8 protein-coding genes are annotated in these 14,939 nt (G+C 37.8%); 2 read left to right on the forward strand and 6 right to left on the reverse strand.

The annotated features are described in order from the left end of the window. The 6 genes from P7V56_RS04280 to P7V56_RS04305 all read right to left on the reverse strand — a co-directional run bounded on the left by P7V56_RS04280 (nt 1) and on the right by P7V56_RS04305 (nt 10,040). Nucleotides 1-2,421: a glycoside hydrolase family 31 protein gene (locus tag P7V56_RS04280; protein WP_240976548.1), complete on the reverse strand. Its 2,421-nt coding sequence runs from the start codon at nt 2,419-2,421 to the stop codon at nt 1-3. 4 nt (nt 2,422-2,425) lie between these two features. Beyond that, nucleotides 2,426-4,255 carry a glycoside hydrolase family 13 protein gene (locus P7V56_RS04285; RefSeq protein WP_171220921.1) on the reverse strand — a complete coding sequence of 610 codons (1,830 nt, stop codon included), beginning with the start codon at nt 4,253-4,255 and terminating at the stop codon, nt 2,426-2,428. Between the two features lie 61 nt (nt 4,256-4,316). Then, nucleotides 4,317-6,623, reverse strand: coding sequence for a maltose phosphorylase MdxK (mdxK, locus tag P7V56_RS04290; RefSeq protein WP_171220920.1), 2,307 nt, complete (start codon nt 6,621-6,623; stop codon nt 4,317-4,319). A 34-nt stretch (nt 6,624-6,657) separates the two neighbouring features. Then, nucleotides 6,658-7,311, reverse strand: coding sequence for a beta-phosphoglucomutase (gene pgmB, locus P7V56_RS04295; RefSeq protein ID WP_171220919.1), 654 nt, complete (start codon nt 7,309-7,311; stop codon nt 6,658-6,660). After that, the gene (locus P7V56_RS04300; RefSeq protein WP_171220918.1) at nt 7,304-8,833 is read right to left on the reverse strand and encodes an MFS transporter; all 1,530 of its coding nucleotides are present in this window, start codon (nt 8,831-8,833) and stop codon (nt 7,304-7,306) included. The genes pgmB and P7V56_RS04300 overlap by 8 nt, the downstream gene beginning before the upstream one ends. A 187-nt stretch (nt 8,834-9,020) precedes the next feature. Then, complete coding sequence (locus P7V56_RS04305) at nt 9,021-10,040, reverse strand: LacI family DNA-binding transcriptional regulator (RefSeq protein WP_171220917.1); 1,020 nt, start codon at nt 10,038-10,040, stop codon at nt 9,021-9,023. Between the two features lie 226 nt (nt 10,041-10,266). Between P7V56_RS04305 and P7V56_RS04310 the strand changes: the two genes are divergently transcribed. Both P7V56_RS04310 and P7V56_RS04315 read left to right on the forward strand, forming a co-directional pair. Beyond that, nucleotides 10,267-13,353, forward strand: coding sequence for a SusC/RagA family TonB-linked outer membrane protein (locus P7V56_RS04310; RefSeq protein ID WP_171220916.1), 3,087 nt, complete (start codon nt 10,267-10,269; stop codon nt 13,351-13,353). A 19-nt stretch (nt 13,354-13,372) separates the two neighbouring features. Next, nucleotides 13,373-14,923: a RagB/SusD family nutrient uptake outer membrane protein gene (locus tag P7V56_RS04315; protein ID WP_171220915.1), complete on the forward strand. Its 1,551-nt coding sequence runs from the start codon at nt 13,373-13,375 to the stop codon at nt 14,921-14,923. Nucleotides 14,924-14,939 lie beyond the last annotated feature (16 nt).

Here is a 14,939-nt window from a genome sequence, read left to right on the forward strand (position 1 = left end):
TTAGTATTCAATTTTAATTTCAGGAGTTGTTCCTTTTTTCCAGGTTATCGGAATTTGTAAAGGTTCGTTAAAAGTTTTGAAAACCATTTCTTGGCTGTTGACAAAAATGCGTTTGGCTTTACAATTGTGAATCAATACCGAAACAGTTTTGTCGGTTGCGGTATAGTTTTTTCCAACGGTTGAAGTTAGTTTTATAACCAATTCTTTGCCATTGTTGTTGCTATTGAAATTGAGCATTTCATATTGTCCTTTTTCAAAAGCTTGCGGGGTTTCCCCGTTGTCGTTGTACAATTTTCCGGTGGAAGATTTAACCGTTTCGTCAAAATAGAAATGCAAATTGAAGTTTTCTAACGAATATTTTGAAGTGTTTTGAATCGTTTCAATCATTGGGACGAAACTGCCACCGCGAACAAATGTCGGAATATGGTCTTCCTCTATTTTTACAAAATCAGATTTTCCTCCAAAATGTTTTTCACCAGTGTAAAAATCAAACCAATTGTTGCTTTTGGGGAAATAAATTTCATGATAAGTTGGTTCTGGTCCAATCGAATTAGTGATTGGTTTTACCAAAAACGCATTTCCCCATAGATAGCTTTCCTTTTCGTTGAGCAATTTTTCATTCGTTGGCTCTTCAAAGAATAAAGGTCGCATTAATGGTGTTCCTTTTTGGTTGTTATCGAAAGCCAAAGTGTAATTATAAGGCATCAATTGGTAGCGTAACTCCACAGCTTTTTTGGCTTTGGCTTTGGTGTGAACATCTTTATAAGTGACTTCCGAAGCCACGTCTTCTTGCGCATGCGGACGGAAAATCGGGTTGAAAACACCGTATTGTAACCAACGCAAATACAATTCGTTGTCGAAATAATCTCCGGCAAATCCGCCAAGATCAGAATGCATATACGCCATACCTTGCATTCCCATTTGCATCGCGATTTCCATCTGGGATTGTAAACCTCCCCAACTTCTTGAAACGTCGCCGCTCCAAGGCATCATCCCAAAACGTTGCGAACCCGAATAGCCGGCACGCATTAGGATAAATGGTCTTTGGTTAGGAAAATCTCTTTGGTAACCATCGGCGATTAATTTGGCCCAATTGTGACCGTAAATATTATGCACTTCATCCGCTTTTCCGGCAGCTGTCATGGCTTTGGAAGGGAAAACTTCCGGTTCGCCCAAATCGCCCCACATGCCGCCAACTCCTTGGTTGATTAAGCGTTTGTAAACATTCCAAAACCATTGATTGCCTTCGGGGTTGAAGATGTCGACAACGCTAGTGTTTCCGAAATAGAAATCCCAAGTGGCGGGTTTTCCGGTTTTATCGGTGACCAATATTTTTTTATCGACGGCTTCTTGCCACTTCGATGAGGTTGTCAGGATGAAAGGTTCGGTTATTAAAATGGTTTTAACGCCTTTGGCCTTCAAATCGGCTATCATTTTCTCGGGATTCGGGAATTGGTCCTTGTCCCATTCGAGATTGCCCATCGTGCCTTGAACGGTTTTGCCAAACCAATACAAGTCGAGGATAATCGCGTCCACGGGAATTCCGTCAGCATTAAATCGATTGATGGTTTTTTCCACTTCTTCTTGGGTGTGGTATCCAAATCGGCTTGAGAAATTCCCCAAAGTCCAGCGTGCCGGCATCGGTTGTTTTCCGGTTAAATCGGTGTAGTTGGTTACCAAATCTTCCCAAGTATCGCCTACAATAACTTGGTATGTTTTTCGGCCCGAAATGGTTTCGTATTCTAACGTATTGTTCTTTTTACTGTCTAAATCCAAATGGCCAATCGCGGCGTTGTCGAAATGTACGGCGTACAATTTAGAAGACAAAACCAGTGGAATACAGAAGTTCATCAATTCGGCTTTAGTTTCATAGCCATAATGCGCTCTATTGTACAAGGCCAAGCGATTCCCACGACGGTTCATGCCCAAAGCTCTTGCGCCACCGCCAAATAAAATTTCTGAATTGTCTAAGTTGAACTGTAAAACTTCGGTGCTGTCTTTTTTGATGTAGCCATTTTTCTCGGACAATAGAACTTTTCCGTTATTGGAATATGTAATTCTGAATGGCGATTTGTTGATGACAACAGTGATATTATTAGTAAATAGCGAAACGGAATTGGCTGTTTTGGAAACAGTGGTTTTTACCTTTTCGGGTGTTTTGATTACCGCATGCGAATTCGGATTAAATAATTCTCCATTCGGGACAAATGATGTTTCAATAATTTTATCGGAATAAGGTTTTATGCGATAAGTTCCGTCACTGGTTTTTATTTCCAACTGGTTGTTTTTCCAGCTGTGGGAAAGGTAATTTCTATTCGCGTTTTGGGCGAATGCAAGAGAAGAGACAAGTAAAAGAAAAAGTATTTTTTTACTCATGCCTAAAATATTGTTTTTCTGGTATTCGTGAATCTTCGATTTCATTGTGTTATTTTAATTCTAAGACTAAAACTGATTTTCCTTCAATCGAAATGTCATTTTTCAAATCAAAAGAAACATCGCTTAACACATCTTTTCCTGATTTGTAATTTTTTAGATTTTCTTGAAATCTATTGGTTTTGAAAGTTTGTTTTTCATTACTGTTGTTAACCACGACCATTACGCTTTCTTTTTCGTTATAGCGGAAATAAACATAGACGTTGTTTTCCGGAACATAATGCGTTGTTTTTCCGAAATGAATAACGTCTTTGGTTTTTCTCCAATTGAATATTTTCGCCGTGAAATCGTAGAATTTGTTTTGCTCTTCGGTTCGACCGGCTTTGGTGAAGGCATTATTGGTATCGCTATTCCATCCGCCCGGAAAATCGTGACGAATATCGCCATCGCCTTTGCCTTTGTCACCTGCCATCGCAATTTCGGAGCCGTAATACAATTGCGGAATTCCTCTCATGGTTGCCAAAATAGTCATGGCCATTTGGTATTTTTTGAAATCGTTTTTATAAGCTTGATTGATACGATTGGTGTCGTGGTTTTCGGCAAAAATTAGGATGTTGTTGATGTTGGGATACAAAAAGTCATTGGCTAAATTGTCATAGACTCTAATCATTCCTTTGTCCCATTCGCCTTTGTCTTCGTTGAACACTTTTTCCAAAGCATTGTATAAAGTGAAATCCATTACGCTTGGCAAATAGGAATTGTAACTTTGAATGGCGCCAATTTTACTGTCTTTTTGCCAATAGGCCATTTGCGCTTGGTCTTGCATCCAAACTTCACCTACAATATTGAAATGCGGGTATTCATCGGTGATGGCTTTGGTCCATTTGGCGATACCAACTTTATCATTATACGAATAAGTATCCACGCGGAAACCATCTAGATCGGCGTATTCTATCCACCAAATGGCGTTTTGCGTCAGGTAATTTAAGACTAAAGGATTCGACTGATTCAAATCGGGCATCGATTTGACAAACCAACCGTCCATACAATATTGAGCATCGCGTTCGGAAGCATTCGGGTCGAATTGCGTCGTCATTCTGTAATTAGAATTTGTAAATTCCGGGAATTGGTGAACCCAATCGTGTGTAGGTAAATCTTTATACATCCAGTGTTGCCAACCCCAATGATTGGTTACATAATCCATGATGTTTTTCATGCCGCGTTTGTGCAATTCGGCGCTCATACGAACATAGTCTTCATTAGTTCCGAAGCGTGCGTCGATTTTATAAACGTCGGATTGACCATAAGTGTGATACGAACCTCTTTCGTCGTTGTCTTCGCAAAGTGGTGTTGGCCAAACGGCTGTCGCACCAAGCGATTGGATATAATCTAAGTTTTTGATGATGCCTTCGATATCGCCACCGTGTCTGCCGTTGTCTTTGGAACGATCCATTTTTTCGGTCAAGGCTACATTATTGTCGTTGTTTGGGTTTCCGTTGGCAAATCGGTCCGGCATTAAAAGATAGATTACATCTGAACTGTCGTAACTTTTGCGGAAGCGTGAATTTTCTCTTCTGGCTTTAAGCGAATAATTTTGAGTAAAAGATTTTTTGCCATTTTTGAAAGTAAAGACAAAATCCTGAGCCGGACTGTTTTTCGTTTCAATGGTTACAAAAAGATAATTTGGGTTTTCGGTTTTTTGAATGCCTTTGATAATGATGCCGTTGGAAACAGTGACTTCGTTTTGGGCAATATTTTTGCCGTAGAACATAATCTGTACATCGGAAAGTGTCATGTCATTCCACCAAAATGGTGGCTCAACTTTGTCTACTTGGGCGAAAGCCGAAACAGAAATCAAGAGAGAGAAGAGTAGTTTTTTCATGTTGTTTGTTAAATAAAAAACCCTCTCAGAGTTTTATCCGAAAGGGTTTTGATTGTTTGAATTATACCGTTACCAGGCTATTCGGCTCTACCAAAACCTCTTTGCCGTTGACGAAAACAGAAATCGCTGTTTCGCCTTCCAGGGTAAAGTTGGTTTCGTTTTGGTGAACAGCAACTTTTAAAATTTGGTTTCTGAAATTGATTTTGAATGAATAGCCGTTCCAGTCTTTAGGAATTCTTGGTTCGAAGTGCAAAGTGTCGTTTTTTACTCTCATTCCACCAAAACCTTCAACGATACTCATCCAAGTTCCGGCCATTGACGTGATGTGTAAACCTTCTTCGACTTCTTTGTTGTAATCATCTAAGTCCAAACGTGACGTTCTCAAATAGAAAGTATAGGCTTGTTCCATTCGGCCTAAAACAGCGGCTTGAATCGAGTGAACACAAGGTGATAATGAACTTTCATGAACGGTAAACGGTTCGTAAAAGTCGAAATGTTTTTCTAATTGTTCTCTGCTGAAATGGTCTTCAAAGAAATAGAAACCTTGTAAAGTGTCGGCCTGTTTGATATAAGGCGAACGCAGGATTCTGTCCCAAGACCATTTTTGGTTGATTGGTCTTTGGCTTTTGTCTAAATCATGTACTTTGACCAATTCTTTGTCTAAGAAACCGTCTTGTTGTAAATACACGCCGTGTTCTTCAGAATAGGGGAAATACATGTGATCAGCTACTTTTTTCCAGTGAAGGATTTCAGTTTCTTCCAAACTTACTTTGCTCATAATTCTGGAGAAATCAGAAGCGTATTCTTGTTTTACTTTTTCGATTTGCTCGATGGTATAATCGATACACCATTTGGCAATATAATTGGTATAGAAGTTATTGTTGACGTTGTTTTCGTATTCATTCGGACCGGTTACGCCTAAAATTACGTACTGATTTCTGTAAGTTGAGAATGTCGCTCTTTGGTGCCAAAAACGGGCAATGCCGATTAAGACTTCTAATCCTTTTTCAGGAATATAGCTATAATCTCCGGTGAATCGGTAGTAGTTGAAAATGGCGAAAGCGATAGCTCCGTTTCGGTGGATTTCTTCGAAAGTGATTTCCCATTCGTTGTGACATTCTTCCCCGTTCATGGTTACCATTGGGTACAAAGCTGCACCGTTTTTGAAACCTAATTTTTCGGCATTTTCGATGGCTTTGTCCAATTGGTTATAGCGGTAAGCTAAAAGATTTCGCGCTACTTGTTGGTCTTTAGTGGCCATGTAAAAAGGAATACAGTAGGCTTCAGTATCCCAATAAGTAGAACCGCCGTATTTTTCTCCTGTAAATCCTTTCGGACCAATATTTAAGCGGGAATCTTTGCCTAAATACGTTTGGTTCAATTGGAAAATGTTGAAACGAATTCCCTGTTGCGCTTTGACATCGCCATCAATGGTAATATCGCTCATTTCCCAGATTTTAGCCCAGGCGTCGATTTGATTTTGTAATAAAGTATCATAGCCTAAAGCCAATCCTTGTTGGATAACTTTTTGTGCTGCCGGAATCAATTCGGCAGCAGCATGATTCATCGAAACGGTGTAGCCACCTAATTTTTGGAACGCAACCGTTTGGCTTTTGGAAACCAATTGTTCGTAGGTAAAAATTACTTTGTCAGAAGTAGTATCAACGAAGGTTGGGTTGGCGTTTTGATTTTCGTTATTGATAAAAATGCTGTTGTGCATATAAGTTGCTACTTCAAAATGGGTTTTGAAAGTACGCGCTACGACAAAAGCTTCGTTGTTTTGATGTTGGGTTTCTAAGGGTTCCCAAAATTTTTCTTCCCAATTGGCGTCCTCGTTGTGTACTCCGGCATCCAAATAAGGTTTGAAAACGATAGTCGCGTCATGATTTTTTGGCGTGATTTCGTATTTGATTACGCCCAATTCATCTAAATCCAAAGACAAGAATCTTCTAACGTTGACATCAATTTCTATTCCGTTATACAATGTGGCGGAGAAAGAGCGATTATACCAACCTTCTTTCATGTTCAATTCGCGTTTGAAATTAGTCACTTTACAAGCTGCTAAATCCAATGTTTCGCCATTGATTTCAATTAAAATGCCAATCCAAACCGGTGCGTTCAGCACTTTGGCGAAATATTCCGGATAGCCGTTTTTCCACCAACCTACTTTGGTTTTGTCCGGATAATAAATCCCGGCGATGTAACTTCCTTGGAAAGTATTTCCGGAATAGAATTCTTCAAAATTGGCGCGTTGACCCATGGCACCGTTTCCGATGCTGAATAAACTTTCGGAGGATTTCACTCTTTCTAAATCAAATCCTTCTTCAATAATCGACCAGTTGTCCGGTTTTATATAATCTTGGTTCATTGTAATTTTTTTATTGTCCTTTTATCATTCAATTTTAGTCGAGGAGCGCTTCTATAAAAGAAAGATCCATAAACGTAAAATCTTTAAAATTGTATTTTGCTTCGTGTAATATTTCGGCATCACCAATACCGACGCTTATCATGTTGGCCACATTGGCGGCTTGAATTCCGGCAACACTGTCTTCAAAAACGATACAGTTTTTATTGTTGGCTTTTACCAACTTGGCGGCTCTCAGAAAAACTTCCGGATCGGGTTTGGCATTGGCTACATCATTACCATCAACGATGGCATCAAAAAAGTGCAAAATTCCGGTTTTTTCTAAAATAGGTCGGGCGTTTTTACTGGCCGAACCTAAGGCAATCAGTTGTTTTTTTTCTTTAATAAATTGAAGAACGTTGATTACTCCCGGTAATAATTCGCTTTCGTCCATATCTACCAAATAGGATAAATACTCTTCGTTTTTTTTGATTAGCCACTTGTTTTTGTCTTCTTGTGAAGCTTGGACGTTGCCCAAGGCTAAAATAATGTCAAGAGAACGAACGCGGCTAACGCCTTTTAATTCCTCGTTGTGTTCCGGGGTAAATTCGATTCCCAGTTCCTGAGCTAATTTTTGCCACGCCAAAAAATGGTATTTGGCTGTGTCAACAATAACTCCGTCAAGGTCGAAAATGAATGCTTTTTTACTCATTAATATCAATCTTTTTGTTTGTCGATACGGTCAGGGTTAATAAACCTGCCAATATCATAGAGATTCCGCCAATTATGAGGGCATAAATGGGTTTGTCATTAAAAAATGTGTTGACCAAGAAGCCTAAAATGGTTCCGGCCACAATTTGCGGGATTACAATAAAGAAGTTGAAAACTCCCATATAGTATCCCATTTTGCTTGAAGGTAAAGAACCCGAAAGCATAGCATAAGGAATGGATAAGATACTTGCCCAAGCAATACCAACTCCAACCATGGCTAATAATAAACCAACTTTGTCCGACAAAAAATAAACAGAAATCAACCCTAATCCTCCGGCAATTAAAGCCAGCATGTGAGTGAATTTGTTGCTTGTTCTTTTGGCTAAAACAGGTAATAAGAAAGCGACAGCAGCAGCCACGCCATTGTAAACAGTGAACATCACGGAAACCCAGTCGGCAGCGTCATTGTAAACTTTTGAGGTGGTGTCATTGGTTCCAAAAACATGGCCGGTAACGGCTTTGGTAGTATAAATCCACATGGCAAATAAAGCAAACCACGAGAAAAATTGTACCCAAGCCAATTGTTTCATAGTTTTTGGCATGTTTAATAAATCAGTAATGATAATGGTAAAACCGTTGCGGACTTTGTTTTTTCTCAGTAGGGAGACCAGAGCGAACAAAACACCTGCCACGAGAATTCCAATGGAAAGAATGTATAATTCTTTGTGGCTGTTTTCACTTTTGGCATTCATGTCATGAACAAAATAAGACAATATCAATCCGATAACGGATAAAATCACACCGATGTTAAATTGTCTTTTTTCGGTACAACCTGTTTCAGTGTCGTTTTCATTTGCTTTTTGAGTGTCTTTTTTGGCGTTTTCGAAAGCCTCTAATTCTTCGGGAGAATATTCTTTGGATTTCATAACAGTCCATAAAACCGCTAAAAAGAAAACAATTCCGCCAACATAAAACGACCATTTTACTGACGGTGGGACAATTCCCTCCGGTGCAGTATTTTTGATGTCAAACCAATTGGTAAAAACGTAAGGTAAGGCCGAACCAACAACTGCACCAAGTCCGATAAAGAAACTTTGCATGGCAAAACCCAGTGTACGTTGTTTCTCGGATAAATTATCTCCTACAAAAGCTCTGAAAGGTTCCATCGAAATGTTGATAGAAGAATCCATAATCCACAAGGTTCCAATGGCAATCCAAAGGGTTGGTGAATTGGGCATAAAAATCAGTGCGATGGAAGATAAAATGGCACCGGCCAAAAAATAAGGTCTTCTTCTGCCTAATCGAGTCCAAGTTCTATCTGAAAAATAGCCAACAATTGGTTGGATGATTAAACCGGTTAACGGAGCGGCAAGCCAATAAAGTCCTATTTTATCAACTTCGGCGCCTAAGGTGTCAAAAATTCTTGAAGTGTTTGCGTTTTGCAGGGCAAAACCAAATTGTATCCCTAAGAAACCGAAACTCATGTTCCAGATTTCCCAGAAACCTAACTTACGCTTTTCCATTATCGTAATGTATTGATTTATAAAACGATAAGCGCTTTGCTTATCAAAACTTTAATCTATTTTCGAAGTAAAGTACAAGCTTTGATAATTAGGGTAAAGATAATAAAGAATTTATATTGTGATGATTCTCTTTAAAAAAAATGACATTGACAAGTTACGCAAACGTTTTTTGTTGATAAAAACACCGTTATTTGGTGGACTCTCTTTCGACCAATTCGGTTTCGATTACTTCCGTTCTGTATTGTTCTTCGTCTTCTTCTTCGGCTTCCAGTCTTTCTATCAGCATTTTGGCGGCTTTGCCACCCATTTTCACACCGTTTTGACTAACGGTAGTGATACTTGGAGAAGAATATTTGGAAATAATCCCATCGGTAAATCCTATAATCGAAATGTCCTCAGGCACTTTTTTACCTAATTTGTTAGCCTCTTTGATGGCGGTTACTGCAAAAAGTTCATTAACGGCAAAAATGGCGTCGATATCATTATTAGCTAATAAACCGGCAATAGCTTCTTCGAAGTTTTCGGTGTCTTCTATTTTTAAAATCAGATTTTCGTCTATTTTAATATCGTTGTTTTTTAAGGCTTTGATGTAGCCTTCCGTTCTTAATTTTCCAACACTTACATAATCAACCGTTGAAATTAGGGCGATTTTTTTAAAGCCTTTGTCTATTAAATGCTGGGTTGCATTAAAAGCGGCGAGATTGTCATCGATGATTACTTTATCGCAGAGAATTTCATTGGTTACACGGTCAAACATTACAACCGGCATTCCTTGATTAATGACTTCTACGATATGGTGAAAATCTTTTTTTTGTTGGGTTTCCTTGGAAAGCGACATGATGAATCCGTCAATACTTCCGTTAGCTAACATTTCCATGTTAATTACCTCTTTGTCAAATGATTCATCAGACAAACACACCAATACGTTATAACCGTTTTCATTGGCTACATGTTCCACACCACTGATGACAGTGGCGAAAAAATGATGGATAATTTCAGGAATAATAATACAAATGGTTTTGGTTTTTTTGTTTTTTAAACTGAGGGCAATATTGTTGGGTTTGTAGTTGTATAATTTGGCAAAAGCCTGTACTTTTTGACGGGTATCTTCGCTGATTTCCAAACTATTTCGAAGTGATTTGGATACAGTAGATATCGATACGTCCAATTCTTTGGCGATTTGCTTTAAAGTGACTTTTCTTTTCATAGTTTGAGAAGGTGAATATTGTTTTCTGAATAAAGATATAGGATATTTTTTATTCTGTCAATTTTAGGCTTAAAATAATGAAATTATGGAAAAGTTTTCAACACGAAAACGTTTTCGGCAGACATTTAACGCTTGTTTGTTCTTGAGATTGAAAATTTTGCATAAATTTAACATTCGAAGTATAAATACAAGCACAAAATTAAATTTTTTAACCTAAACAAAACGTATGAAAACAATTTACAAAAAGTTGTTATTTTTATTCTTGCTGCTGCCTTTTGGCGCTCTTGCACAGAGCACTTTGAGTGGCGTTGTGATTGACAGCAAGTCAAACCAACCCTTGCCGGGAGTAAATGTAATTGTTCAAGGTGCCAACAACAGCACCACAACAGATTTTGACGGAAAATTCCAGTTAGGAGGTCTGAAAAACGGAGACAAATTAGTCTTTTCGTTTATCGGTTATGACTCTAAAACGGTTACTTTTTCAGGTCAGAAATCGGTAAGCATCAGCTTAGATGAAAGTGCCAACCAATTACAAGAGGTTGTAGTTCAGGTGGGTTACGGAACCGTTAAGAAAAAAGACGCAACGGGTTCTGTGACTACAGTAACTGCAAAAGACTTTAATAAAGGTGCGATTGTGTCTGCTGACCAATTGTTAACCGGTAAAGTAGCAGGTGTTAGAATTACCACCAATGGTGGTCAGCCTGATTCTGCACCAAACATTAGAATTAGAGGAGGAGCTTCTCTTAGCGCCAGTAACAATCCTTTGATTGTGATTGACGGAATTCCAATCGACAGTAATAGTCCTGCCGGAGTTAGTAACCCTTTTTCGCTTATTAATCCAAATGATATTGAAAGTTTTACAGTATTGAAAGATGCTAGTGCAACGGCAATTTACGGATCAAGAGCATCCAATGGTGTAATTATCATCACCACTAAAAAAGGAACTACCGGCGATATTAAATTCAATTACTCAGCTAATTTCACAGGCGGTAAAGTAGGTAAAAAAATTGGAATTATGGATGGAACTACTTTTGTGAAGTTCATTCAGGAATACCATCCAACTTACACAAACTTATTAGGTATAGATGATCCGAACAGTTCTTTATCTGATGATTTAGGTACACCTGAAATTGAAGGTAGAATACTTTCAAATACAGATTGGCAAGATCAAATTTTCAGAAACTCTTTCTCTACGGATCATGCTTTCAGTGCCAGAGCTAATATTTTTGGGGATGTGCCTTTCAGAGCTTCATTGGGATTCAATAAAACCGAAGGGTTAATCAAAACAAATGATTACCAAAGAACGACTATGTCACTTAAATTGACTCCGTCATATTTTAATAAACATCTAAAAGTAGACATAAACGCTAAGGGTATTTCAAGTAAGAAAAATGCGGTTGATGAAGGCGGTGCTTTAGGTAGCGCAGTTTACATGGATCCAACAAAACCTGTTTATGACAATTCTCCGGATAACAGATTTGGCGGCTATTATCAAAATACCAGATTAAACGGAGGACGTTATATTTTGGACGGAGCATGGAACCCGTTGGCCATATTAGAGCAAAGAGACAGACCGGAAAGAGTGTACCGATTTTTAGGAAACGTTGAGTTTGACTATAAATTCCACTTTTTACCGGACTTACATTTTGTAAACAATTTTGGTTTGGATGGTTCAAGAGCTGTTATTGAAGAAAAGTATTCTGACAACTCTATTGCGACTTACCGATTTAACCAAGGAACGGATCCTAACACGAATTATGTGTTTAACCCGGGCAGAAATTATTATGAAGCACAAAGAATTACTAACACCACTTGGGATTCTTATTTCTTGTATGCTAAAGAATTAAAAGGATTTGTTAACAAGTTTGATTTACAAGGAGGTTACTCTTATCAAAACTTCAAAAATGACGGCCACAGAGAATTTTACCAATATAACAATGATACCGGTATCAGAGAGTTAGTAATCAACCCTAATAATCCGAATAACAGATATTTCAATGTTCTAAACTTACAATCGTATTTCGGTAGAACTAACATTGATTTTGCTAATAAATATTTACTTACGGTTTCCTTCAGAGCTGATGGTTCTTCATTATTCAGAGAAGATAAAAGATGGGGTTATTTCCCTGCAGCAGCATTGGCATGGAAACTTAAAGAAGAAAGCTTCTTGAAAAATGTAAGTATGGTAAATGATGCCAAAATCAGAATTGGCTACGGTAAAACCGGACAACAAAATATTACAGATGCGGTAGGTTTTTATCCTTCTACTCCTTTATTTGCTATCGGAAGTAACTCTAGTCAGTATTTATCAGGTACTAATTTGTATTCTGCTATTGCTTTCAATCCTGATTTGACTTGGGAGAAAACAACTACTTACAATTTAGGAATTGATTTCGATTTGTTTAAAAACAGTTTCTTGTCAGGAAGTTTTGATATCTACCAGAGAAAAACAACCGATTTGCTTGCCAGAGTTGCTTTACCACCGGGACAAGGACTTTCCGATTCATTCGTGAAAAATGTTGGTGCAACAGAAGGAAAAGGATTTGAGTTGAATTTAAACATCAAACCTTTCAAAACAGATAATACAAGTTTCGAGATTACATCAAACTTAGCTTATAACTACACAGAAGTAACTGATTTAAATGATGTAACTCAAATTACAGCTTTTGAGTCGGGTATTGGTACACAAACTGGAGTGTTTTTAGCACGTCATGCTGTAGGATTCCAACCTTATTCTGCTTGGGTGTTCCAACAATTATATTCACCTGATGGATCATTGATTCCCGGTGCTTTTGTGGATAGAAATGATGATGGTGTGATTACTAATGATGATAGATATTATAAAGCATTACGTCCTAATTGGACTTTTGGATTCGGATTTAATTTCAATTACAAAAACTGGGATTTAAGTTCTAATTTCAGAGGACAAATCGGCGGTCAAACTTATAATCAAAGAAAAATGAGTTTGGGATGGGTTGATGCAGCCTTACCTATAAACACTAATAGTTTAACAAACGTACTTAATTTTTATGGCGGAGAAGCTGATTCTTCAATCCAAAACATTCAAGGAAACGTACCTTTATCAGATTACTATTTAGAAGACGCTACTTTTTTACGTTGTGAAAATATCGTAGTAGGCTATAGATTCAACAAGTTTATTAAATCTTCATCATTAAGATTGTATGGAGCTTTAAATAATCCTTTTATCATCACCAAGTACAAAGGTCAGGATCCTGAGAATTTCAATTCAATTGACAATAATTTCTACCCAAGACCTAGAATGTACACCTTTGGTTTGAGTTTAGATTTTTAATTAAAAAACTATGAAAAAAATGAAAAAATTAAAATTGTTTAGCATCTGTATTCTCTTCTTTGGGACATTGTCATGTACCGAAGATTTAAATACAGAACCTTTAGTAGAATTATCGCTTCAACAGTTGTTGCAAGAAGATCCAAACGCTATTACGGGTATTATGTCAAAACTGTATGGTTCATTTGCACTTTCAGGGGCTAATGGCCCGGGAAGTTCAGATATCAGTGATGACGCAGGAGAATCGCCTTTTTTGAGAGGAATTATCAATCTTCAGGAATTTACTGCAGACGGAATGAAAAACAGATGGGGTGACGATGGATTAGATCAGTTAACCACAACATCTAATTGGGATGCCAATAACAAGTTTTTCAGATACTTATATAACAGAGCTTTCTACACTATTCCGCAATGTAATAACTTATTAGCGGTGTTGTCCAGTGTTGATGTTCCTAACAAAGAAGCTGTTGTAAGTGAAGTTAGATTTTTAAGAAGTTTAGCTTATTTTTATTTGATTGACTGTTTTGGGAAAGGGGTTTTATTAACCGAGGACAACTTAGGTAGCGGAACACCATTGCCTCAATCATCAAGACAAGAGTTGTTCAACTTTGTTGAGTCAGAATTGTTGGCCATTGAGAATACTTTGCCAACTACCAATGAGTATGGTAGAGCTAATAAAGCAGTGGGTAGAATGTTATTGTCAAAATTGTACATTAATGCAGAAGTTTATACAGGTACGCCTAAATACACTGAAGCTCTTACCTTCATCTCTAAAGTGATCAATGAAGGAGGCTATACTTTGGATCCAAATTTTCAACACATTTTTTCAGGAGATAACAATACTTCGCCTGAAATTATTTACCCTTTAATTGCTGACGCTTTAGTGAGTCAAAGTTATGGTAATACTACTTATTTGGTAAATGGAAGTTTGAACTCTGCTACAATGACTTTGTCTGATTACGGAGCAACTGACGGATGGGGTGGTCACAGAGCTACAAAAGCTTGGTATGGTTTATTTGGTGCTAGCGCTGGTGAATTAGCTTCTTCTCCTGACCAAAGAGCACATTTGTTTTGGACATCCGGACATACTTATGAAATGACTGATTACAGAGAATGGGAGAATGGATATCCTTCGACTAAATTTAGAAACTCTAACTTTTTCTCTAGTTCTTCACCAACTTCTTTTTCAAGCACTGATTTCCCTTTATACAGATTAGCAGATGCTTATTTAATGTATGCTGAATGTGTTGTTAGAGGAGCAGGAGGAGGATCAATTTCTCAAGCCGTTGACTATGTGAATCAAGTTAGAACAAGAGCCGGTGCTAATACCATTAGCGCAGGAGATTTGACCTTAGATTTTATTTTAGACGAAAGAGGAAGAGAATTGATGTTTGAAGGACACAGAAGAACGGATCTTATTCGTTTTGATAAATTTACAGGAGGTAGTTATTTGTGGCCATGGAAAGGAAACACTTTAAATGGTGCTTCAATTTCTACTACTTACAAACTTTTCCCTATCCCTCAACAAGCTTTAGAAGCCAATCCAAATTTAACTCAGAACCCAGGTTATTAATAAAAAATATATTTAA

Origin of the sequence: Flavobacterium sp. IMCC34852 (genome assembly GCF_030643905.1) — a bacterium.
GTDB classification, from domain to species: Bacteria; Bacteroidota; Bacteroidia; order Flavobacteriales; family Flavobacteriaceae; genus Flavobacterium; species Flavobacterium rivulicola.

Coding starts and splice junctions, on each gene's coding strand:
- P7V56_RS04280 (WP_240976548.1), bottom strand. CDS start 2,421: ATGAAATCGAAGATTCACGAATACCAGAAAAACAATATTTTAGGCATG.
- P7V56_RS04285 (WP_171220921.1), bottom strand. CDS start 4,255: ATGAAAAAACTACTCTTCTCTCTCTTGATTTCTGTTTCGGCTTTCGCC.
- mdxK (WP_171220920.1), bottom strand. CDS start 6,623: ATGAACCAAGATTATATAAAACCGGACAACTGGTCGATTATTGAAGAA.
- pgmB (WP_171220919.1), bottom strand. CDS start 7,311: ATGAGTAAAAAAGCATTCATTTTCGACCTTGACGGAGTTATTGTTGAC.
- P7V56_RS04300 (WP_171220918.1), bottom strand. CDS start 8,833: ATGGAAAAGCGTAAGTTAGGTTTCTGGGAAATCTGGAACATGAGTTTC.
- P7V56_RS04305 (WP_171220917.1), bottom strand. CDS start 10,040: ATGAAAAGAAAAGTCACTTTAAAGCAAATCGCCAAAGAATTGGACGTA.
- P7V56_RS04310 (WP_171220916.1), top strand. CDS start 10,267: ATGAAAACAATTTACAAAAAGTTGTTATTTTTATTCTTGCTGCTGCCT.
- P7V56_RS04315 (WP_171220915.1), top strand. CDS start 13,373: ATGAAAAAATTAAAATTGTTTAGCATCTGTATTCTCTTCTTTGGGACA.